The organism is Kitasatospora sp. NBC_01246, assembly GCF_036226505.1.
GTDB lineage: Bacteria > Actinomycetota > Actinomycetes > Streptomycetales > Streptomycetaceae > Kitasatospora.
The window spans coordinates 4,260,625-4,280,351 of sequence record NZ_CP108484.1; the positions used below are offsets into that span (position 1 = coordinate 4,260,625).

The window sequence follows — 19,727 nt, forward strand, 5'->3', positions numbered from 1 at the left end:
AGAGCCTCACACCGTGTCATGGTCAAGCACCGGCGCCCACGGCCGGGTCGGGCACCCCGGCCCGTCCGTCCGCCCGTCCGCGCTTCCGTCCGACCGCCCGTCAGTCCGTCACGTCGAACCCCCGCCGCTGCCCCAGCTCCCGCAGACTCCGCTGACCGGGGATGCCGTTGGCGTCCGAGCCCGCGTAGCCGAGGCTGCGCTGGAAGGCCGCGTACGCCTGCACCGTCGTGCTGCCCAGCGAGCCGTCCACCCAGCGCTGCTCCAGGAACCCCTCGTCGACCAGCGCCTGTTCGACGATCCGGACCTCGCCGCCGTAGGTCTGGTGGCCCTGCTCGGCGCCCGGGTCGGTCCGGGCCGCCGCGACGACGTGGGCCAGCGAGACGCGGCGCGGCGAGGGCAGCCGGCCGAGCAGCCGGCGCAGCGACTGCTCGCCCGGGACGCCGTCCGCGTCACTGCCCGAGTACCCCAGACTGCGCTGGTAGTCCTGGTAGTTGAGGGTGTCGGCGTCCCGCCAGTCCTCGTCCGGACCGGCCGTGTAGTGCGCACCGTGCCCGGCCGCCACCAGCGCCTCGCCCACCTCGCGGACCTGCGGCCCGTGCGCGCCGTAGCCGTACTCCAGGCCGTTGATCGTCACCCGCCGGCGGACCGGCGCGGTGTCGGACCGGGGCGGCGGCAACGGACCGCCGCCCGCGGCGGCGGCGATCCCGGGCAGCACGACGTCGTAGAACTGCCGCACCCGGGCGTCCCCGGGGCACGACGTACCGCCGTCCGACCACTCCGGGAAGAGCCGGTGGAAGCCGAAGCCCGGGTCGTTCGCGCTCCGGCAGGCCCGCACCGGGATCCCGTGCCGCCCGTGCAGCCAGACGCCGAGCGCGACGAGGGCGGCGACCTGCGCGTCCGTCCACGGATCGGTGTTCTGGTCGTTGCTGGCCGACTCGACGCTCACCGCCCCCGTGCCGTCCGCCCTGCGGTTCGCCCCCATGTTGGCGTCCGCCCGGGTCTCCGTCCCGATGAACTGGCCCACACTGCCGTCGTATCCGACCCCGAAGTGCGACTCCAGATTGGTCGAGTCCCGCCAGTACTCGTAGATTCGGCGCGGCGCCCACGGCGCCGCGATGCTGTGGAAGATCACCTGCGTCGGCACGATCGCCGGCTGGTCGTCCGACTCGGGCTGAAGCTCCAGCTTCTCAGCGCCGGGGTACCAGGCCATCAGTCTCTCCTCGCCGGGCCCAGGGCAGTCCGCCCCTTACGCCCGACACACGAACCCCTCACCCCCTCACGAGCACACCCCCACCCCAAACCCCCCGTTCAGGTGAATTCCACCCCCGGAAACGCAGAAGGCGGGTGCCGACTCGACGTCGGCACCCGCCCTGAGCAGGTGGTTCTCCAACCAGCGGAGAGCGTGGGATTCGAACCCACGGTGCGGGGTCACCGCACGACAGTTTTCAAGACTGTTCCCTTAGGCCGCTCGGGCAGCTCTCCAGGCGGAGGTCAGCCTAACGGGTCCGGCGGGGTTCGGTGCACCGGTTTCGGGGTGGGGGTCAGTCGCCCACGCGCTCGGCGAGGGTGACCTTGGTGGTGCTGGTCTGGCCGTTGCGGGTGTACTCGACGTCGACGGTCTCGCCGGGCTTGTGCGTCCAGATCTTGCTGACCAGGGCCGGGCCGTTCTCGATCGGGCTGCCGCCGAGCTTGGTGATGACGTCGCCGGGCTTGAGGCCGGCCTTGTCGGCGGCGCCGCCGGGGGTGACGGCCGGGGTGCCCTGGATGTCGCGGGTCTGGATCTGCGCGCCGTCGCCCTTGTAGTCGTCGTTGCGCAGGACGTCCAGCTTGGCGTAGACCGGCTTGCCGGTCTTGATCAGCGTCTCGGCGACCCACTTGGCCTGGTTGATCGGGATGGCGAAGCCCAGGCCGATGCTGCCGGCCCGGCCGTTGGCCGAGGCGTTGGACTGGATCGCCGAGTTGATGCCCATCACCGCGCCGCCGGCGTCCAGCAGCGGGCCGCCGGAGTTGCCGGGGTTGATGGAGGCGTCGGTCTGCAGCGCGTTCATGTACGAGGACTGCGCGCCGGTCTCGTCGCCGGAGGCGACCGGGCGGTCCTTGGCGCTGATGATGCCGGTGGTGACGGTGGACTCCAGGCCGTACGGCGCGCCGATGGCGATCGTGGAGTCACCGACGTTGACCTTGTCGGAGTCGGCCAGCGGAAGCGGCGTCAGCTTGTCCTTGGGCGGGTTGTCGAGCTTCACCACGGCGACGTCGTAGCCCTCGGCGCGGCCGAGCACCGAGGCGCTGTAGGAGGTGCCGTCGGCGAACTTGACGGTCAGTTTGCCGCCGTTGGAGGCGGGCGCGACGACGTGGTTGTTGGTGAGGATGTGGCCCTCGGTGTCGAAGACGAAACCGGTACCGGTGCCCGACTCGCCGTTGCCCTGCGCCTTGATGGTGACGACGCTGGGCAGCGCCTTCTGCGCGATGCCGGCCACCGAGCCGGGGGCGGGCTCGTTCTTCTGGGTGCTGGCCTGGACGGTGGTGCTCCGGTGGTCGTCCGCGGCGCTGATGCCGTTGTCGTTGCGGTCCGCGACGGCGACGCCGAGCGCCCCGCCCGCCACACCGGCGACCAGGGCGACGGCGGCGATCAGCGCGATCAGGCCGCCGCGCTTCTTGCGCGGGCCGCCGGGCCCGGGGGTGCCGGGGTACTCGGCCGGGTAGCCGAGCGGTCCACCGGGGTAGCCCGGGCCGCCGGGGGCGGCGGGGCCACCGGGCGGGGCCTCGTGGCCGCCCCAGCCGCCGAGCGGCTGGCCGGCGCCGAAGGGGTGGTGCGGCGCCGGCGCGGCCGGAGCGCCGTACGGGTCGTGGGACGCCGCCGCGACCGGGGCGCCCGGTGTGGCGTACGGGTTGGTGACCGGCGCGGCCACCGGGGCGGCCGGCGCGGCCGGGGCCGGCGGCAGGACGGGCGGAGGTGCGTCGATGTACCCGGCCTCGGCGGCCGGAGCCGCCACCGGCTCGGCGGGCACGGCGGGCGCCGGGTCCGGGGCGCCGACCTTGCTGAACGCCAGCGTCGGCGTGAACCCGCCGGACGGGGGCGCGGCCGGAGCGGCGGGCGCTCCGGCGACGGTGTCCGTCACGGTCCGGTCCGCCTCGGGCGCCGCCTGGACGGGACCGGGCGCCACCTGCGCCCGACCGTCAGGAGCGGGACCCACTACCCCCTGGCCGTCGGAGGGCTGCTCCCCCTGTGGCCCGGTGGACCCAACCTCGCGCTCGGTGCTCACGGACGACCTCCATAGCTGACAGGACCAACAACCATAGTTTTTCGCACACTCGATTCGATTGCCGTAAGGACCCCTCTGAAGAAGTCATAAGAATCCTTAGCCCGGCCCGACAACGGCCCCCACGCAGGCCCCCGCGACGGCCACCCGGGACCCCGTGCGAGGCCGCCCCGCGGCGTCCCGCGATGCGGACCGCCGGACGCCTGGCCTTGGCGTTCACCCCCGGGCCGGTTAGCCTGTCGCTCCAAACTGACACGCGGGAGCTTGGACCCACCAGGCTGAGAGTGCGCCGGTCGACCGTACGCCACGAGCTCCGTGGACGGACCGTCGAGGGGGCGCAGACCGCCGGAACCTGTCCGGGTAATGCCGGCGTAGGGAGTATCGGCCATGCCGCCTGCTTCGCCATCCTCTTCTTCGGGCGCGCCCGCGTCCAAGGGTTTCCCCGAATCGTCCGCGACCGATCCCTGCGACGCCACCGGCGGGGCGGCCGGTTCCACCGGAGCGGGCACCGCCGTCCTGGACCGTCCGGACCGGGCGGACCGGGTCGAGGCCCCGTTCGTCCTCGACACCGAGCCGCCGCGCACGCTCCGCTTCCGGGACCACTTCGCGCTCTGGATGAACCTCGGCGTCAGCCTGATCGGCTTCACCACCGCCGCCACCGTGCTCGGCGCACCCGGCAGCGAGCTGTCGCTGGCCGCCGCGGTCACCGCGATCGTGGTCGGCACCGTGGTCGGCACCGCGATGCTCGGCGTGGCCGCGCTGATCGGGGCCCGGACCGGCGCGCCGGCGATGGCCAACCTGCGCGGACTGTTCGGGACGAAGCTCTCCTACGTGCCGACGGTGCTGAACATCGTCCAGTGCATCGGCTGGGGGGTGTACGAGCTGCTGGTCATCGCGATGGGCGCGCAGACGGTGGCGCACACCGACGGCTACCGCTGGCTCTTCGTCGTCCTGGCGGGCGCGGTGACCACCGCGCTGACCATCTGGCCGCTCGGCGCGATCGCGGTGCTGCGCCGCTTCGTCGCCGCGGCGGTCGCGGTGGCGATGGTCTACTTCACCGTCCAGCTGGGCCGGGGCGGCGTGTCCGACCCGGGCGCGGGCAACTGGCACGGCTTCCTCCGGGCCACCGACGCGATGATCGCGGTGTCGATCTCCTTCGTCCCGCTGGCCGCCGACTACACCCGGCACTCCCGCACCGCCCGCTCCGCGTTCTGGGGCAGCTTCTCCGGCTACACCGTGGCCCAGGTCTGGTGCTACGTGCTCGGCCTGTTCGCGCTGCTGCAGGCCGACGGCGACGCCTCCCGGATCTTCGACTCGTTCCTGGGCGTCTGGGCCGGCTGGTTCTTCCTGCTGGTGCTGGTGCTGCGCGAGACCGACCAGTCCTTCGCCAACGTGTACTCGACCGCGATGTCGGTCCACAACCTGCTGCCGAAGGTGGACCGCCGGGTGCTGACCGGCGCGACCGGCCTGCTGATCACCGTGCTGGCGCTGCAGATCACCGAGTTCACCGACTCCTACTACGCCTTCCTCGGTCTGATCGGCTCGGTGTTCGTGCCGATGTTCGCGGTGCTGGCGGTCGACTACTTCCTCGGCGCCGGCCGGCGCGGCTGGAACCTCGCCGCCGACGCCCCGTCCCGCTGGCTGATGCTGCTGCCCTGGGCGCTCGGCTTCGCCGTCTACCAGCTGATCGCGCCGACCGCGATCGCCGGCTGGTGGACGGACTTCTGGACCTCCGTGCAGGAGGCCCTGCACTTCACGCCCCAGGAGTGGACCTCGGCGTCCCTGTTCGGCTTCCTGGTGCCGGCCCTGGTCACCTGGGCGCTCACCCCGCTCACCCGCCGGACCCCCGCCGCCTGACGCCCGCGGGCCCGGCCGGGCCCGCGGCAGCGCGCCGGGAAGGGCGGACGACGAGGCGCGCGGGCGAAGACGGCCCCGCAGGTTGGGGCCGTCTTCGCCCGGGTGTCACTTCCGCCGCCTATCGTGGACGGCGTGACCAGCCCTGACCTCTCCCCGGCGGCGGCGCGCACCGCGCGGCCCGTCCAGGTGATCGCCCACCGCGGTTCCTCGCACGCCCTGCCCGAGCACACGCTCGCGGCCTACCGCCGGGCGCTCGACGAGGGCGCGGACGCGGTCGAGTGCGACGTCCGGGTGACGGCCGACGGGCATCTGGTCTGCGTGCACGACCGCCGGATCGGCCGGGTCTCGGACGGCCGCGGCACGGTCTCCTCGATGACGCTGGCCGAGCTGGAGGCGCACGACTTCGGCGCCTGGAAGACGGGGGAGCCGAGCGCGGACCCGGACCTGCGCGGCGTCCTGCGGCTGGAGAGCCTGCTGGAGCTGGTCACCGACTGCGGGCGCCCGGTGGACCTGGCGATCGAGACCAAGCACCCGGTCCGTTTCCGGGGCCGGGTGGAGTCCGAGCTGCTGCGGATGCTCGACCGGTTCAAGATCGGCGGGGCGCCGGAGGGCGACCGCCCGCAGGCCCGGATCATGAGCTTCTCCTCGCTGGCGCTGACCAGGGTGGCCGCCGCCGCGCCGGAGTACCCGCGGGTCTTCCTGTTCGAGCGGACGCTGCCCCTGCAGGGCCGGCTGCGCCCGGGCGCCTCGCTGCCCGGCGGGGCCCGGATCGCCGGCCCGGGCATCGACCTGGTGCGGGCCCGGCCCCGGCTGGTGACCCGGCTGCGGGAGCTCGGCCACCAGGTGCACGTCTGGACCGTGGACGAGCCGGCCGACGTCGAGCTCTGCCTGGAGCTCGGGGTCTCGGGGATCATCACCAACCGCCCGGCGGAGGTCCTGGCCCAGCTCGGCCGCTGAACCGGTCCGCCGCGGAACGCCGTCCCTCGCGCCCCACGGGTTTCTCCGGTTATTTCCGGCGCCCGAGACCCGGTGGCCACGCACCCCGCTCCGGAATCACCCGGCACTTCCGCCCCGGCGGACCGCGATCGCTTGGGTAGGGCTCAAACCTTCATCCGCCGTTTTCTGACGGAAATCATGCGTTCTCACGACAGAGGGTGAGCGGGGAATCACCTGCAGCGCACCGTGCGTCGCCCGGCTTGAAATGTCCGCGCGGGATCGCCGTACGGTCGTTTCCGACCCATTACCAAGGGGCATCCATCCCTCGGCATACGCTGAAGGAGGTCCGGGGGTGGCGTTGATGGTGGCGCGTGAAGTGCCGACTTCATCGACCATGGCAGTGCCGCACGGCCCATCGAGTGTCGGGGTCGCACGGCGCCGACTGCGTCGAGATCTACGTGACCGGGAGATACCGGAACCGGTCATCGATGATGTTGTTCTGATCCTTTCCGAACTGCTGAGCAATGCATGTCGTTACGCACGGCCGCTCGGCCCGCTGCCCGTGCTCGGACGCAGCGCCCGGGCCGAGATCGTCGACCAGATCCTCGTCGGCGTTCCCTCCGGTCCGGCCGAGCCGGCCGAGCCGGCCGGCGCTCCCGCGACGGGCGGCCCGGCCGTCCACGCCAGGAGCCGGGACGCGGGACAGGCCCGGCCGCAGGCCCACCCGGACGAGGGCGAGGGCAACGGCGGGGTGCTGGTCCGCTGGCAGCTGCACGCGGACGGGGTCCTCACCCTGGAGGTGACGGACGGCGGCGCGCAGACCCGGCCGTCCCCCGCCAGTCCGTCGCTGACCTCGCGCGGCGGCCGCGGGCTGAGCATCGTCGACCAGCTGTCCAGCGACTGGGGCGTGCGCGACGCGCCCGGCGAGGTCACGGTCTGGGCCGCCCTGCCCGCCCGGGCCCGGCACGCCCGGCGCACCGGCGGTGACGCCCGCAGCGCCTGAGCGTCGCCCGCGGCCGTCGGAGCGGGGCCCGGTGGGGCCTCCGCCGGGGCGCCGCCCACGGCGGTCCGGGCGTCGCCCCCACGGGGTGCTCCCCGCCCCGGCGCGTGCCCACGGGCCGGGGGAACGTCAGTAGGCTGCCCGGAGCACACCGAAACCGCCACCGGGAGAGCCGCACCATGGGCAAGAAGGCCGCCAAGAAGGCGCCGCAGCGCAGCCAGTCCACCACCGCCGTCACGGGCGAGATCCCCGTGGTCGGGGCCCGCGAGAACTGCCCCTGCGGTTCGGGCCGCCGGTACAAGGCCTGCCACGGCCGGGAGGCCTCGCACGCCGTGCAGGAGCTGGTGCACCGCCCGTTCGAGGGGCTGTCCGGCGAGGCCGACTGGGTGGCGCTGCGCGAGCTGGTCCCGGCCGCGACCGTGCCGCTGACGCTGGCCGCCGGGGTGGCCGAGGCCGCCAACGGCGACGTCCCGTCCGTGACCCTGGCCACCGTGCTGCCGCTGGCCTGGCCGGCGCTGCGCCGCCAGGACGGTTCGATCCTGCTCGGCCTGCAGACCCAGTCCGCCTCCGGCGACCTGAGCCGTGACCTGGCGGACGCCCTGGAGCTGGCGCTGGCCGCCGAGCCCGGCTCGCCCGTCCCGGCCCGCCGGACCGTGCCGGGCGGCCGCCGCCTGCAGGACCTGCTGGACACCACGGCCGAGTTCACGCCCGCCGTGCACACCGGCTTCGAGTTCTGGCTGGAGGACGCCGAGACCGCCACCGGCGAGGTGGCCGCCTCCCTGGAGCGCGCCAACGCCTCGGCGATCCCGACCGAGAAGCTCACCGGCGTGGACTCCGCGTACTGGTGCGGCACCCCGGACAAGAACCACCTGCGCTGGGTGATGACCGTGCCGGAGGAGGAGCTGCTGGACGCGCTGGCCCGGCTCACCGCCGCCGACCTGTCCTCGCTCGGCCCGGACACCCGGTTGGTCGGCTCCTTCCGTGCGCACGGCCTGACCGTCCCGGTCTGGGACCTGCCGCTCGCCATGACCGCCACCGACTGCGAGAAGCCGGCCGCGGAGTTCGCCGAGCGGCTCGCCGCGACGCTGGCCGACCCGGCGCCGCTGACCGGCGAGGAGCGGCGGGCCCGCGCCAACCTGGTGAACCGTCAGGTCACTTTGAACTAAAGGGGACTCGGATCCGGGTGATACGCGTCACATTGGCCGCCGGTACGGCAATTTCCGGGCGGGCAGGGGCTCTTGGAAATTGGCGCGGGCGCGGATCCTTGTTACTGTCTAAAGAGTCCGGTCGCTGGTGCATCCCCCGTCGCCAGCGGCCGGATCTTTTGTTTTCCGGCCCCGGCCCGCTCCGACGGGTGGACCGTGCCCGATCAGTACCCCGGCCGATCGGCCCGCCGGCCCGGCCGCGACCGACGCACCGGCCCCCGCCGCACCGGCCACGGGGGCCGAGCGACAGGGGCCGGACGAGGCGCGGAAGCCCCGTCAGTACGCCGAGCGCCCGCTGTCCAGCTGGACCGTCGCCTCGACCAACTCCCCCAGCAGCGGCCCGACCTCGGGCAGCCACACACCGCCGTCGGCCGCCGGACGCGGCGGCAGCACCCAGCGCACCCCGCCGCCCGAGCCGCCGCCCGGCGGCAGCGCCAGGAAGCCGCCCGAGCCGTGGTAGCGCAACGACCCCGGAACCCAAGGAAGTTGGGCGAGCATCTCGCCGAGCGCCTCCAGCGAGTAGGGGGCGACGAGCATCGCGTAGCGGCCGGGCATCGACAGGACCGGGCCGAGCGGCAGCCGCAGCGCCGCGAGGTAGGCGAGCGCCCGGGCACCGGCCGCCGCGGGCAGGCTGACCGCCGAGACCGTCCCGCCGGTCGCCGCGAGCACCGGTGCGTCCGGACTCTGCCGCTCCCACCACCACCGCACCATCCGGGCGTCGGTGGTGGCCGCCAGCAGCGACGGGTCGTGCGGGTGGGCTCCGGGGACGGAGCAGTCCGCGTCCCCGCACGAACAGTGGCCGCCGACCAGCAGCGTGCCGGGCACCACCGGCCAGCGGTGGTCGACCGCGGCGGCCAGGGCCGCGGCCAACCGGACGGAACGGACTGTCGACCGGCTCCTTGAGTTCTCGCGCATGGCGCTCGTTCCTTTCCGTGACCGCTCGGGTCGCTCCGGCCCCGCCGGCCGGCGGCCGGGGAAACGCCGCACGGGCCCGTACCGGGCCGGTGGGCTTGGCGAACGGCGTGGCGGGGATGGAGCACGGTGTGGAGCACGACATGAAAGAGCCGCGATGCGAACAGCCCTTGGAACGAGAATCCCGTATGCGACCGGATGGACGCCGCCCGGGCGCGGTTGGTTCCACCGTACGAGTGAGTGACTTCCGGCCGACCCGGCCGACGGGCGGCGAAAGCATACGATCCGGACGGCCGCGAGAGCCGTCCTGACGGTTCTGCCCGTTCTCCGGCGCTCCATGCCCGCGGGCTCGGCAGGGGCGCGCACGAACGGAGCGGGCCCCGGCCGGGCCCGGCGGGACGGAGAACCGGCCACCCGCGTCGTCATGGATCTGGACATGCCCCGAATGGCCTGTGTAGAAGTGGTGGCATTGCTGTCGATCAATGACGAGTAGTAGCGAATCGAGGCGAATCACGCCCTTTGGCCGTGCTCGCTCCCATCGGCCGTACCTGGGGGATCCGCATGACACGTACCACCGCGTCAGGAGTGGCGGCATGACTGAGTCCCACCCGTCGTCGACGGCCTCCGAGCCGGGCGATCCCCGTCGCCCCCGCGGGCTCTCGGTGCTCGACCATCCGGGCTTCCCCACGCCCCCCGCCGGACCGGCCGGGCAGCCGGGCTGCGCGGCCGACGAGCCGCCGGCCCGTACCGAACCGGCCGGCGGTACCGAACCGCCCGGCGCCCCGGAGGCCCGCCCGGCACCCCCGGCCGGGCTGCAGGACCGTTTGGCCGGACGGCTGTCCGATTTCACCAGCCTCCACGAGCACTCCGAGCGGCTGGCCCGCGCCCGCGGCCTGACGGCCACCCTGGAGGCCGTGCTGGCCTCCGGCGCCGCGCTGCTCGGCGCCGACCGCGCCCTGCTGGTCACCGCGCTGCCCGGCGGCGGCCCCAGCCAGCCGGTCGGGTACGGGCTCGACCGCGCCAGCCTCGGCGCGCTGGAGACGGTGCCCACCGAGCAGAGCCCGCTCGCCCGGCTGCTGCGCGAGCACGACCGGCCCGACCGGCTGCAGTCGCGCGACCTCGCCACCGACCCCGCGATCGGCGCCCGGCTGCGCGAGCTCGCCGGCCACCTCCGCCTCGGCGGCTGCCACGGGCTGCCGCTCGCCACCGCGGAGGACGGCCCGCTGGCCGCCGTCCTCTGGTTCTACGACGAGCCCGCCGAGCCCACCGAGCGCCAGTGCGAGCTCGTCCGCCGGTACTGCGACGTCGCCGCCCCGCTGCTGGCCAAGGAACTCGAAGCGGACCGGGTCCGGCGCACCACCGAGGCGCTCTGCCGCGGCCTGCTCCCGGACCGCCTCCCGCAGCCCGCCGGCCTGCGGCTGGCCGCCCGGCTCGTCCCGGCCGGGCTGGACCGCTCGGCCGGCAGCGACTGGTACGACGCCATCCCGCTGCCGGACGGCACCGTCGGCCTGACCGTCGGCAGCGTCTCCGGCGACGGTCCGGGCGCCGGCCCCTGCTCCGCCCCCGGCGCGGCCGCCGCGATGGGCCGGGTCCGGGCCGCGCTGCGGGCGTACGCCGTCCTGGAGGGCGAGGACCCGGTCTCCGTCCTGGGGGACCTGGAGCTGCTGCTCAAGACCACCGAGCCGGCCCGCAGCGCCACCGCCCTCTACGCCTGGATCGAGCCGGACGAGCGCCGGATCACCCTGGCCGGGGCCGGGCACTGCCCGCCGGTGCTGGTCACCCGGCAGGGCGCCGAGTTCGTGGAGACCTCGCTCTCCGCGCCGCTCGGCATGCTCTCCTGCTGGGAGGCGCCGGGCGTCGAGCTGACCGCCGGGCGCGGCGACACCCTGGTGCTCTACACCGAGGGCCTGGCCCGCCGCTGCGGCCCGACCCTGCACGCCGGACAGGCCAACCTGCGCCGGGCCGCCGCCGACGCCCCGCGCGACGTGCGGATCGACCCGGACCGGCTCTGCGCCCACCTGCTGGCCGTCTGCGCGACCCGGGAGGCCGGGCCCGCCACCGACGACCTGATGGTGCTGGCCGCGCGCTTCGAGTAGCCGGCGGCGCCCGTGCCGCGGCCCCGCGGCGGGGCTTCCCGGGCCGAGGCCGCCGGAGGCCGGGCGGCCGGGCGTCCGTACCATGGACGCACGGCCGCCCACGTGTGTCGCGATCCGACGCCCCCCGGCCCTTCGCCCGGGGGACCCCCATGGGCGGCACCCGCGCAAGGAGGCGACGTACGTGACCGAGGACCGCACCCCGGCAGTGGCCGAGAACCCCGAGGCCGCCGGCGGCGAGGAGCCGCAGGAGTTCAAGGGCCGCAAGAACGGCCTGTACTCGGAGGTCTCCGACGAGCTCGCCGCCTCGATGAAGTCCGGCTGGGCCGACACCGAGCTGCACGGCCTCACCCCGGTCGCCCAGGCCCCGTACGCCGCCGAGCGCCGCGCCCGGCTCTCCGCCGCCTTCCCCGGCGAGCGCCTGGTCGTGCCGGCCGGCACCCTGCGGGTCCGGGCCAACGACACCGACTACAACTTCCGCGCCGCCAGCGAGTACGTGCACCTCACCGGCGACCAGACCGAGGACGCGGTGCTGGTCGCCGAGCCCACCGGCGCGGCCGGCCACGACTTCGGCCTCTACCTGCTGCCGCGCTCCGACCGCGAGAACGGCGAGTTCTGGCTGGACGGCTACGGCGAGCTGTGGGTCGGCCGCCGCCACAGCCTCACCGAGCAGGAGCAGCTGCTCGGCCTGCCGGTCCGCGACGTCCGCAAGGCCGCCGAGGAGCTGGCCGGGCGCGCCAAGGCCGACGCCGTGCCGACCCGGATCGTGCGCGGCTACGACGCCGGTCTGGAGTCCGCGCTCGCCGAGGTGCTGGACGCCGACAAGGACGCCGGGCTCAAGGAGTTCCTGAGCGGCCTGCGACTGGTCAAGGACGAGTGGGAGATCGGCGAGCTGCGGGCCGCCTGCACCGCCACCGTCAACGGCTTCACCGACGTGGTGCGCGAGCTCGGCCAGGCCGTCGCCACCTCCGAGCGCTGGATCGAGGGCACCTTCTGGCGCCGCGCCCGGGTCGAGGGCAACGACGTCGGCTACGGCTCCATCTGCGCCGCCGGCCCGCACGCGACCACCCTGCACTGGGTGCGCAACGACGGCGAGGTCCGCCCGGGCGAGCTGCTGCTGCTGGACGCCGGCGTGGAGACGCACAGCCTCTACACCGCCGACGTGACCCGCACGCTGCCGATCGACGGCCGGTTCAACGAGCTCCAGCGCAAGATCTACCAGGCGGTGTACGACGCCCAGGAGGCCGGCATCGCGGCGGTGAAGCCCGGTGCCCGGTTCCGTGACTTCCACGACGCCTCGCAGCGCGTGCTGGCCGAGCGCCTGCTCGCCTGGGGCCTGCTGGACGCCTCGGTGTACGACCTGGAGAAGGTGCTGGAGCTGGGCCTGCAGCGCCGCTGGACCCTGCACGGCACCGGCCACATGCTCGGCCTGGACGTCCACGACTGCGCTCACTCCCGCACCGAGGAGCACGTCGACGCGCTGCTGGTGCCCGGCATGGTGCTCACCGTCGAGCCCGGCCTGTACTTCCAGCAGGACGACCTGACCGTGCCCGAGGAGTACCGGGGCATCGGCGTCCGGATCGAGGACGACATCCTGGTCACCGCCGACGGCAACGAGAACCTCTCGGCGGGCCTGCCCCGCCGCGCCGAGGACGTCGAGGCGTGGATGGCCTCGCTGGCCTGAGCCCGACCGGCACGCCACGGGCCCGGCTCCCCGGTGGGGGCCGGGCCCGTGGCGCGCGCGCTACTTGGCGACCACCCGGACCGGGACGGTGCGGGTCCCGATGACGGTGGGCGGCCCCTGCTCGGGGGTCACCAGCGCGCTGACGGTCACCGGCATGACTCCGGCGCCGTCCTGGGCCGTCAGCTTCATCCGGTACCTGATGGTGAAGGCGTTCCCCGGCGCCAGCGGGCCGGCGTCGTCGAAGACCGGCTTGCCCGCCGCCGGCGGGGCGATGGTCAGGGCCTTCCACGATCCCGCGCCGTTCGCGCGCTCCAGGGTTCCGGTCACGGCGCCCTTGCTCCCGGCGTAGGACTCCGCGACCAGCTGGGGCACCACCTGGGCGTAGCTGGTCCGACCGGTGTTCTTGAAGGTCACGACGAACTCCACCGGAGTGCCGTCGTTCGGGAGCTGCTGACCCGTGGTGAGCCCCTCCACGGTGACGCTGATGTCGTTCTGGCCCGCCGCCGAGGGTGCCTGACGGCCGCTGAGGTCGATGGTGTCGAGGATCGACACCAGACCCGGCTGGTAGTCCGGCTTGAGACCGTTCGCCGTGATGAACACCTGATCGTCCTTCAGGCCCCACATCTGGGCCGTGAAGTCCTCCCCGGGCTTGCAGGTGACCTGCCACTGCGTCTTCGAGATCGCCCGCCCGGCCACGATGTCACGGCTCTTGGCCGGCTCGCCGATCTTCGTGTAGGGCGCGGTGGGGACGTAGGGGTGTCCCCAGACCGGGCAGCTGGGCTGGTGGCTGAAGCCGGACGAGGCGTCCAGGTCGAACGCCGTCGGCCAGATCGCGTGCTCGGCCTCGTCGGCGGTGTTGTACGCGGTGATCAGCACGCCGTAGGGCTCACAGGCCTCCTGGGTCCAACCCGGCTGGGCACCCGTGGGCGCGCCCGGGCTCAGGACGCACAGACTGGTCCCCGCCGGGTCCGGCGGCACGACCCGCCAACCCGCCGGCACCTTGAACTTCACGCCCCGGAACGTGTACGGGGTCGCGGCCGTGGTGGGTGGGGCGGTGCTGCTCTGGGTGCTGCGCGGGGTGGCGGCGCCGCCCGGGGCGGCCGGCTCGCCGGTGCCCGTGGGGTCGGCCGCCGGGGCGGAGGTCTCGGTGCCGGCCGCCGTCGGAGTGTCGGCGGGGGTCGGCTCCACGGTCGGGACCGCGCTGGGGCTCGGGCTCGCGGAGGCCGTGACGGTGGCCGCCGGGCCGGGATCGCCCCGGTCGGCCACCGTGTCGCCGCGGAAGCCGAGCACGCCGAACGCCATCGCGGCGGCCAGGCCGAACAGCGGCACGGCGGCGAGGTAGACGGGCTTGAGCCGGCGCAGCCGCCGGCTCGGCGGCGCGGCCGGGCGCAGGTCGTGTGCGGTGATCCGCATCGCTCTGGCGTTCATCGCCTCGCGGAGCAGCCGTTCCATCGGGGTGTCGTCCGGCCCGTCACCGTCACCGCCGGTCCGGCGGGGAAGCTTCTCGGTCATCGAACCTTCTCCAGATGCTTTTCCAAGGCGTCCAAGGCCCGGCTGGCGGTGGACTTCACAGCGCCCCGGGAGAGCCCCAGGGTTTCCGCTATCTGTGCTTCGGACATGTCCGACCAGTAGCGCAGCACCAGCAGCTCGCGCTGGCGGGAGGTCAGCTCCCGCAGGGCGACCAGGACGCGGCGGTGCTCGTCGTTGAGCACCGCGTGCTCCTCGGCCGACGGCGCGTCGGCCTCGTGCGGGGGGACGTACTCGCGGGCGGTCTTGCGGCGGCGCAGCATCGACCGGGCGCCGTTGACCACGCTGGTGCGCAGGTATCCGAGGGCGTTGTCCAGGTCGTCCAGCTGCTCGCCGTGGCGCTGGTAGAGCTGGGTGAAGGCCTCCTGCACGACGTCCTCGGCGAGGTCCTGGTGGTCGACCAGCAGGACGGCCATCCGCACCAGGCCCAGCCGGTGCGCGTGGTAGAGGCCGGTCAGGGTGGGGCGTTCCTCCGCCTCCTGCTTGCGCCCGCCGCGCAGCAGCCGCAGCCCCGACCGGCGCTGCACCGCCTCCTGCTCGGAGCTCGACGGGGCGCCGTCCGACGAGGCGTCCCGGGGAGCCGCCGCCCCGCCCGCCTCCCGCGCGCCGAAGAGCAGTCCGACCAGCCCGGCGCGGAGGAAGCCGCCGCTCCTCCCGCCTCCCACGATCGGCCCGATGGCCATGGACATCCGCGTTCTGCTTTCCCCCAGGGACGGTTTCCGGCGTGGACCGGACCGTCATGACACATGATCAAGATCGTGATCGGCGGGAATCCTGCCATCACCTCGACCGCCGGCAGAACCCGCCCCCCACTGGTGATGGACGTGCGAGGAGGGCGGAGGTTGCAGGTGACTTCGCAGAAGTTTTCGATCTGGCCGGAACGGCTACACTCACCCGCATCCCGCCACCGCCGCCCAGTCCGAGGGGACCTCATGGCCGACCAGCAGACCACCGGCCCGGTGGCCGTCGCGATCGGACGGCGGCCGGAGCCGGTGCACGATGTCGCGGTGTACGCCTTCGACGGCATGACGCCGTTCGAACTCGGGGTGGTGGTCGAGGTGTTCGGGCTGGCGCGGCCCGAGCTCAGCGGCCTGCTGGCCGCCCCCTGGTACGGGCTCAAGGTCTGCGCCGACCGGCCGGACACCGCGCTGCGGTCGGTCGGCGGCTTCTCGCTGACGGCGCACCACGGCCTGGACGACCTCGCCGCCGCCGACACCGTGGTGGTCCCCGGGGTCCCGAACGCCTTCAGCGGCGAGGTCTCCCCCGGGCTGGTCGCCGCGCTGCGCACGGCGCACGAGCGCGGTGCGCGGATCGTCTCGATCTGCTCCGGCGCCTTCGCACTGGCCGCCGCCGGTCTGCTGGACGGCCGCGAGGCCACCACCCACTGGCGGTACGCCGAACTGCTCCAGCGCCGCCACCCGTCGGTCCGGGTCAATCCGGACGTGCTGTACGTGGACAGCGGCTCCGTCCTGACCAGCGCGGGCAGCGCCGCCGGGATCGACCTCTGCCTCCACCTGGTCCGCCGGGACCACGGTGCCAAGGTGGCCAACAGCGTGGCCCGCCGCTTCGTGGTGCCGCCGCACCGGGACGGCGGGCAGGCCCAGTTCATCGAGGCGGCGGTCCGGCCGGTCGACGAGGAGGACGACGGGATCGCCCGTTCCATGCAGTGGGCGCTGGACCACCTGTCCGCCCCGCTGACGATCTCCCTGCTGGCCCGGGCCGCCCGGATGTCCGACCGCTCGTACCTGCGGCACTTCACCGCCCGCAACGGCACCAGCCCGATGCGCTGGGTGATCAGCCAGCGCGTCGCGGCCAGCCTGCCGCTGCTCGAATCGCCGGACGGGTCGGTGGAGGAGATCGCCACCGCCGTCGGCTTCGAGAGTGCCGCGACCTTCCGGCACCACTTCGGCCGGGTGATGCGCACCTCCCCGACCGCCTACCGGCGCGGTTTCGGACGCGGCGTGGCCTGAAGCCGGGCGTGGCCCGGGCCAGGACACGGCCCGGGCCTGCGCGTGGCCCGGGCCGGCGGCCCTACGCCTGCTCTCCGGTGCGGAAGGCCGCGTTGGCGAGCATCGCGTCGTGCAGCCACTGGGCGAGGCCCGGGGCGAGCTCCTCGTAGGTGGCGGTGAACCGCGGGTCCGCGACGTACATCCCGGCGATACCCCGGTGGATCTCGAAGGTGCAGTCGTAGAAGTTGTCGCAGATGTGCTGCCGGTGGACCTCGGCGAGGTCCATGGCCGGACCGCCGTCGGCCGGTTCGCCGGCGGTGAAGGCCGCCACCAGACGGGCGTTGAGCGCGTCCGTCTCGGCCTTGATCCGCTGCCAGTCGCCCTTGTCGTAACCACCGGTGCGGCGCTGGGACTGCGCCCAGGCGTCGGTGTCGCCCCAGCGCTGCTCGGCCTCGGCCTCCCACTCCTCCCGGTAGGACTCGCCGAAGACCTCGAACTTCTCCTCCGGGGTCAGCTGGATTCCCATCTTCTGTGCCTCCATGGCGTGTTCGACGGCCGCGGCCAGGTCCTGGAGGTGGCTGATGCGGTCGGTCAGCAGTCGGTGCTGGCGCCGCAGGTGCTCGCTCGGGCTGACCGAGCGGTCGTCCAGGATGGCCGCGATCTCTTCCAGGGGGAACCCGAGTTCGCGGTAGAACAGGATCTGCTGCAGCCGGTCGAGGTCGGTGTCCTGGTACCGGCGGTAGCCGGCCGGGGTACGCCCCTGCGGGGCGAGCAGTCCGATCTCGTCGTAGTGGTGCAGGGTGCGGACGGTGACCTTGGCGATCTCCGCCACGGCACCGACCGAGTAGCCGCCGCTCATCCGGGCGCTCCCTTCTCGTTGGCCACGACTCTCCCGCCTCCCGTTGCGTGAGGGTCAAGCCCAGTCTTCCGGCGCGGCGGCGCGGGGGCGGCCCGCGCCGCGACGCCCGCCCCGCCCGGCCCGTCCCGTCCTGCCACGCCCGTCCGGTCACGTCGCGCCACGCCCGCCCCGCCCGGCCCGGTCCGCCCCGGGGGCCGTCGGCCCCGTGCGAGTCTCCGAGCGGACGGCCCCGGACGGGCCCCGGCTTGGACGAAGCCGCCTATTGCCGGGCCGGACGGCAGCCGCCAGCATGGCGCCATGACCACCACCGCTGCGCCCCTGGTACGACGGCTGGCCGCGGAGGCGGTCGGCACGGCCGCGCTGGCCGCCGTCGTGGTCGGCTCGGGCATCCAGGCCGCCGCGCTGAGCCAGGACGGCGGGGTCCGGTTCCTGGCCAACGTCGGTGCCTCCGCGCTGGCCCTGGCCGTCCTGATCGAGCTGTTCGGCCCGCTCTCCGGCGGGCACTTCAACCCGCTGGTGACGGCCGGCGCGTGGTGGGCCGGCCGGCGCGACGGCAGCGGGCCGACGCTGCCCGAACTCGGCGGGTACGCCGCCGCGCAGCTGGCCGGCGCGGTCGCCGGGACGGGCCTCGCCAACGCGATGTTCGGGCGGCCGTTCGTCGAGCCCTCCGGACACGGCCGGGACGGCGGAGCGCTCTGGCTCGGCGAGGCGGTGGCCACCGGGACGCTGCTGCTGGTGGTCGCCGGGCTGAGCGGCAGCGGACGCGGCCGCCTGGTGCCGGGGGCGGTCGGTCTCTGGGTCGCGGCGGCCTGCTGGGCCACCTCCTCCGGCGGGTTCGCCAATCCGGCGGTGACCCTGGGGCGGGCGCTGACCGACAGCTACACCGGGATCGCGCCCGGCTCCGTCCCCGGCTTCCTGCTCGCCCAACTGGCCGGGGCGGTGGCCGCGCTGGCACTGGGCGCGGTGCTGTTCACCGGCTCCGGACCGGTCCGGAGCCGGTCCGTGCCGGACGACGCGCGGGAGCTGGTCGCGGGCCGGTCCGCCGCGACCGGCTGAACCGTCGGCCGGCACCCGAGCACCCACCGCCGTTCAGCCCGCGGCACCACCGCCGTTCAGCCCGCGGCCCCCGCGGGCACGCGCTCGCGGCGCCGGGCGGCCCTGCCCCGGGTGTCTCCCCCGGGGCGCGGCCGGCGGCCCCGCCGGGTGGGCCAGAGCAGCACGTACGCGGCCGACAGCACCACGAAGGCCAGCCGGACGAAGCCGCGCGCCGAGTCGGACGGGATCAGCAGCGTGCCGCCGTACAGCGCGGCCAGCGCGATCCAGCTCCACCACGGCACCAGCCGCTGCTGGCCGACCGCGTCCCAGAGCAGGGTGCCGAGCAGGATCGAGGCCGTGTAGTAGGTGTAGACGCTGGGGTCGAACAGGATCCGGGCGTCCGCGCCCAGCAGGACGACGGCCGGCCACCGGCCGCGCCACACCGCGATGCTGCCCAGCGCGAGGCCCAGGCCGAACTGCAGCGGCCGGTCCCACCACGGCGTGGTCGGGTCGGTCACCCCGAACCACCGCAGCGCCGAGGCCGGCTGGTTGGGGATGGTGAACTTGGCGGCCGCCACCGTGTCCAGGTCGCCCAGGTAGAACGGCAGCCAGGCGACGGCCACCAGCCCGGCGAACCACAGCGCCGTGCGCAGCCAGGCCGGCCGGGGCAGCGCCAGGATCAGCGGGGCGAAGGCCAGCGCCCAGGGCTTGGAGTCCACCGCCAGCGCCAGGTAGACGGCGACCTGGACGGCCCGGCCCCGGCTGAGCGCGTGCGCGGCGAGGGTGGTGAAGAAGAGCGCCAGCACGTCGTCCAGGTGCGCGAAGCGGACCGAGACCTCCACCCACATCGGGATGAACGCCAGCCCGGCGACCAGCAGCCGCTGCTGCAGCCGGCGGTGGTTGGTGCCGGTGCCCAGGTAGTACCAGGCGGCGGTGCGGCCGACCAGGACGAGCATCACCAGGCCGAGCCCGGACATCGCGGCCTCGGCCACCAGCTGGCCGGTGTGCGCGGGGAACGGGCTGAAGAGCCGGGCGACGGCCAGGCTGACCGGACCGATCTGCAGTTCGGGGTGGTGGGCGTAGAGCGCGAGCCCGCCGTCGGTCTGGCCGCTGAAGAGCAGCTCCTCGCCCTGACGCAGGTAGTGCCAGGAGAAGCCGCCGCTGGGCTCGACCAGCAGGAACCAGAGGACCGTCCAGGCGACCAGCAGGACGTGGTGTCTGCGCACCGGCAGACCGGCGATCCGGCCGGTGGCGGCCTCGTAGTCGGTGGTGGACCGTGCCGACCGTGCTCCCCGCACCCCTGTACCTCTCCCGCGCCGAGCCCCCCTTCGGCCGGTCATCCTATGTGACCCGACGGAAGCGACCGCGCCCCTCGGGTGTCCCTGGCAGGACACCCGAGGGGCGCGGTCG

At 74.4% G+C, this 19,727-nt stretch carries 15 protein-coding genes and 1 tRNA gene; 8 read left to right on the top strand and 8 right to left on the bottom strand.

All coding sequences use genetic code 11. From position 1 onward, the window contains the following. Positions 1 to 100: 100 nt before the first annotated feature. The 3 genes from OG618_RS18760 to OG618_RS18770 form a co-directional block, all read right to left on the bottom strand. Positions 101 to 1,210, bottom strand: coding sequence for a peptidoglycan-binding protein (locus OG618_RS18760; protein WP_329488670.1), 1,110 nt, complete (start codon positions 1,208 to 1,210; stop codon positions 101 to 103). A 184-nt stretch (positions 1,211 to 1,394) separates the two neighbouring features. Next, positions 1,395 to 1,482: transfer RNA gene (locus OG618_RS18765), tRNA-Ser, on the bottom strand. A gap of 59 nt (positions 1,483 to 1,541) precedes the next feature. Then, positions 1,542 to 3,119 carry a S1C family serine protease gene (locus OG618_RS18770; protein WP_329488671.1) on the bottom strand — a complete coding sequence of 526 codons (1,578 nt, stop codon included), beginning with the start codon at positions 3,117 to 3,119 and terminating at the stop codon, positions 1,542 to 1,544. Positions 3,120 to 3,647: 528 nt separating this feature from the next. On the opposite strand from OG618_RS18770, the gene OG618_RS18775 reads away from it, so the two are divergent. From OG618_RS18775 to OG618_RS18790, 4 genes are all read left to right on the top strand, one after another. Further along, positions 3,648 to 5,117 carry a purine-cytosine permease family protein gene (locus OG618_RS18775; RefSeq protein ID WP_329488672.1) on the top strand — a complete coding sequence of 490 codons (1,470 nt, stop codon included), beginning with the start codon at positions 3,648 to 3,650 and terminating at the stop codon, positions 5,115 to 5,117. A 132-nt stretch (positions 5,118 to 5,249) separates the two neighbouring features. Continuing rightward, complete coding sequence (locus OG618_RS18780; RefSeq protein ID WP_329488673.1) at positions 5,250 to 6,074, top strand: glycerophosphodiester phosphodiesterase family protein; 825 nt, start codon at positions 5,250 to 5,252, stop codon at positions 6,072 to 6,074. A gap of 373 nt (positions 6,075 to 6,447) precedes the next feature. After that, a complete protein-coding gene (locus OG618_RS18785) occupies positions 6,448 to 7,056 on the top strand; it encodes an ATP-binding protein (protein ID WP_442906948.1) in 609 nt (202 codons plus the stop codon). Positions 7,057 to 7,232: 176 nt separating this feature from the next. Then, complete coding sequence (locus tag OG618_RS18790) at positions 7,233 to 8,219, top strand: DUF5926 family protein (RefSeq protein ID WP_329488675.1); 987 nt, start codon at positions 7,233 to 7,235, stop codon at positions 8,217 to 8,219. Positions 8,220 to 8,534: 315 nt separating this feature from the next. Here OG618_RS18790 and OG618_RS18795 read toward each other — a convergent pair whose 3' ends face one another. Next, positions 8,535 to 9,173 carry a bifunctional DNA primase/polymerase gene (locus OG618_RS18795; RefSeq protein WP_329488676.1) on the bottom strand — a complete coding sequence of 213 codons (639 nt, stop codon included), beginning with the start codon at positions 9,171 to 9,173 and terminating at the stop codon, positions 8,535 to 8,537. A 590-nt stretch (positions 9,174 to 9,763) separates the two neighbouring features. On the opposite strand from OG618_RS18795, the gene OG618_RS18800 reads away from it, so the two are divergent. Together OG618_RS18800 and OG618_RS18805 are read left to right on the top strand one after the other, a co-directional pair. Further along, complete coding sequence (locus OG618_RS18800; protein ID WP_329488677.1) at positions 9,764 to 11,266, top strand: PP2C family protein-serine/threonine phosphatase; 1,503 nt, start codon at positions 9,764 to 9,766, stop codon at positions 11,264 to 11,266. Positions 11,267 to 11,447: 181 nt separating this feature from the next. Further along, the gene (locus OG618_RS18805; protein ID WP_329488678.1) at positions 11,448 to 12,947 is read left to right on the top strand and encodes an aminopeptidase P family protein; all 1,500 of its coding nucleotides are present in this window, start codon (positions 11,448 to 11,450) and stop codon (positions 12,945 to 12,947) included. 60 nt (positions 12,948 to 13,007) lie between these two features. Here OG618_RS18805 and OG618_RS18810 read toward each other — a convergent pair whose 3' ends face one another. Then, positions 13,008 to 14,459, bottom strand: coding sequence for a hypothetical protein (locus OG618_RS18810; RefSeq protein ID WP_329488679.1), 1,452 nt, complete (start codon positions 14,457 to 14,459; stop codon positions 13,008 to 13,010). Then, positions 14,456 to 15,163, bottom strand: a complete 708-nt coding sequence (locus OG618_RS18815) for an RNA polymerase sigma factor (protein WP_329488680.1) — start codon at positions 15,161 to 15,163, stop codon at positions 14,456 to 14,458. The genes OG618_RS18810 and OG618_RS18815 overlap by 4 nt, the downstream gene beginning before the upstream one ends. A 243-nt stretch (positions 15,164 to 15,406) precedes the next feature. Here OG618_RS18815 and OG618_RS18820 point away from each other — a divergent pair, with 243 nt between their 5' ends. Beyond that, positions 15,407 to 16,444, top strand: a complete 1,038-nt coding sequence (locus tag OG618_RS18820; RefSeq protein ID WP_329488681.1) for a helix-turn-helix domain-containing protein — start codon at positions 15,407 to 15,409, stop codon at positions 16,442 to 16,444. Positions 16,445 to 16,505: 61 nt separating this feature from the next. Here OG618_RS18820 and OG618_RS18825 read toward each other — a convergent pair whose 3' ends face one another. After that, entirely contained in the window at positions 16,506 to 17,282 is a 777-nt protein-coding gene (locus OG618_RS18825) for a MerR family transcriptional regulator (protein ID WP_329488682.1), read from the bottom strand. Between the two features lie 297 nt (positions 17,283 to 17,579). Between OG618_RS18825 and OG618_RS18830 the strand changes: the two genes are divergently transcribed. Continuing rightward, complete coding sequence (locus OG618_RS18830; RefSeq protein ID WP_329488683.1) at positions 17,580 to 18,338, top strand: aquaporin; 759 nt, start codon at positions 17,580 to 17,582, stop codon at positions 18,336 to 18,338. A gap of 56 nt (positions 18,339 to 18,394) precedes the next feature. Here the strand turns inward: OG618_RS18830 and OG618_RS18835 are convergent, their stop codons facing one another. Next, positions 18,395 to 19,549, bottom strand: a complete 1,155-nt coding sequence (locus OG618_RS18835; RefSeq protein ID WP_329492167.1) for a hypothetical protein — start codon at positions 19,547 to 19,549, stop codon at positions 18,395 to 18,397. Between the last annotated feature and the right edge of the window lie 178 nt (positions 19,550 to 19,727).

Excerpts from the sequence above, each read along its gene's own strand:
- OG618_RS18775 (WP_329488672.1), top strand. The coding sequence starts at position 3,648 with ATGCCGCCTGCTTCGCCATCCTCTTCTTCGGGCGCGCCCGCGTCCAAG.
- OG618_RS18820 (WP_329488681.1), top strand. The coding sequence starts at position 15,407 with ATGGCCGACCAGCAGACCACCGGCCCGGTGGCCGTCGCGATCGGACGG.
- OG618_RS18830 (WP_329488683.1), top strand. The coding sequence starts at position 17,580 with ATGACCACCACCGCTGCGCCCCTGGTACGACGGCTGGCCGCGGAGGCG.
- OG618_RS18825 (WP_329488682.1), bottom strand. The coding sequence starts at position 17,282 with ATGAGCGGCGGCTACTCGGTCGGTGCCGTGGCGGAGATCGCCAAGGTC.
- OG618_RS18795 (WP_329488676.1), bottom strand. The coding sequence starts at position 9,173 with ATGCGCGAGAACTCAAGGAGCCGGTCGACAGTCCGTTCCGTCCGGTTG.
- OG618_RS18800 (WP_329488677.1), top strand. The coding sequence starts at position 9,764 with ATGACTGAGTCCCACCCGTCGTCGACGGCCTCCGAGCCGGGCGATCCC.
- OG618_RS18810 (WP_329488679.1), bottom strand. The coding sequence starts at position 14,459 with ATGACCGAGAAGCTTCCCCGCCGGACCGGCGGTGACGGTGACGGGCCG.
- OG618_RS18790 (WP_329488675.1), top strand. The coding sequence starts at position 7,233 with ATGGGCAAGAAGGCCGCCAAGAAGGCGCCGCAGCGCAGCCAGTCCACC.
- OG618_RS18760 (WP_329488670.1), bottom strand. The coding sequence starts at position 1,210 with ATGGCCTGGTACCCCGGCGCTGAGAAGCTGGAGCTTCAGCCCGAGTCG.
- OG618_RS18785 (WP_442906948.1), top strand. The coding sequence starts at position 6,448 with ATGGCAGTGCCGCACGGCCCATCGAGTGTCGGGGTCGCACGGCGCCGA.
- OG618_RS18815 (WP_329488680.1), bottom strand. The coding sequence starts at position 15,163 with ATGTCCATGGCCATCGGGCCGATCGTGGGAGGCGGGAGGAGCGGCGGC.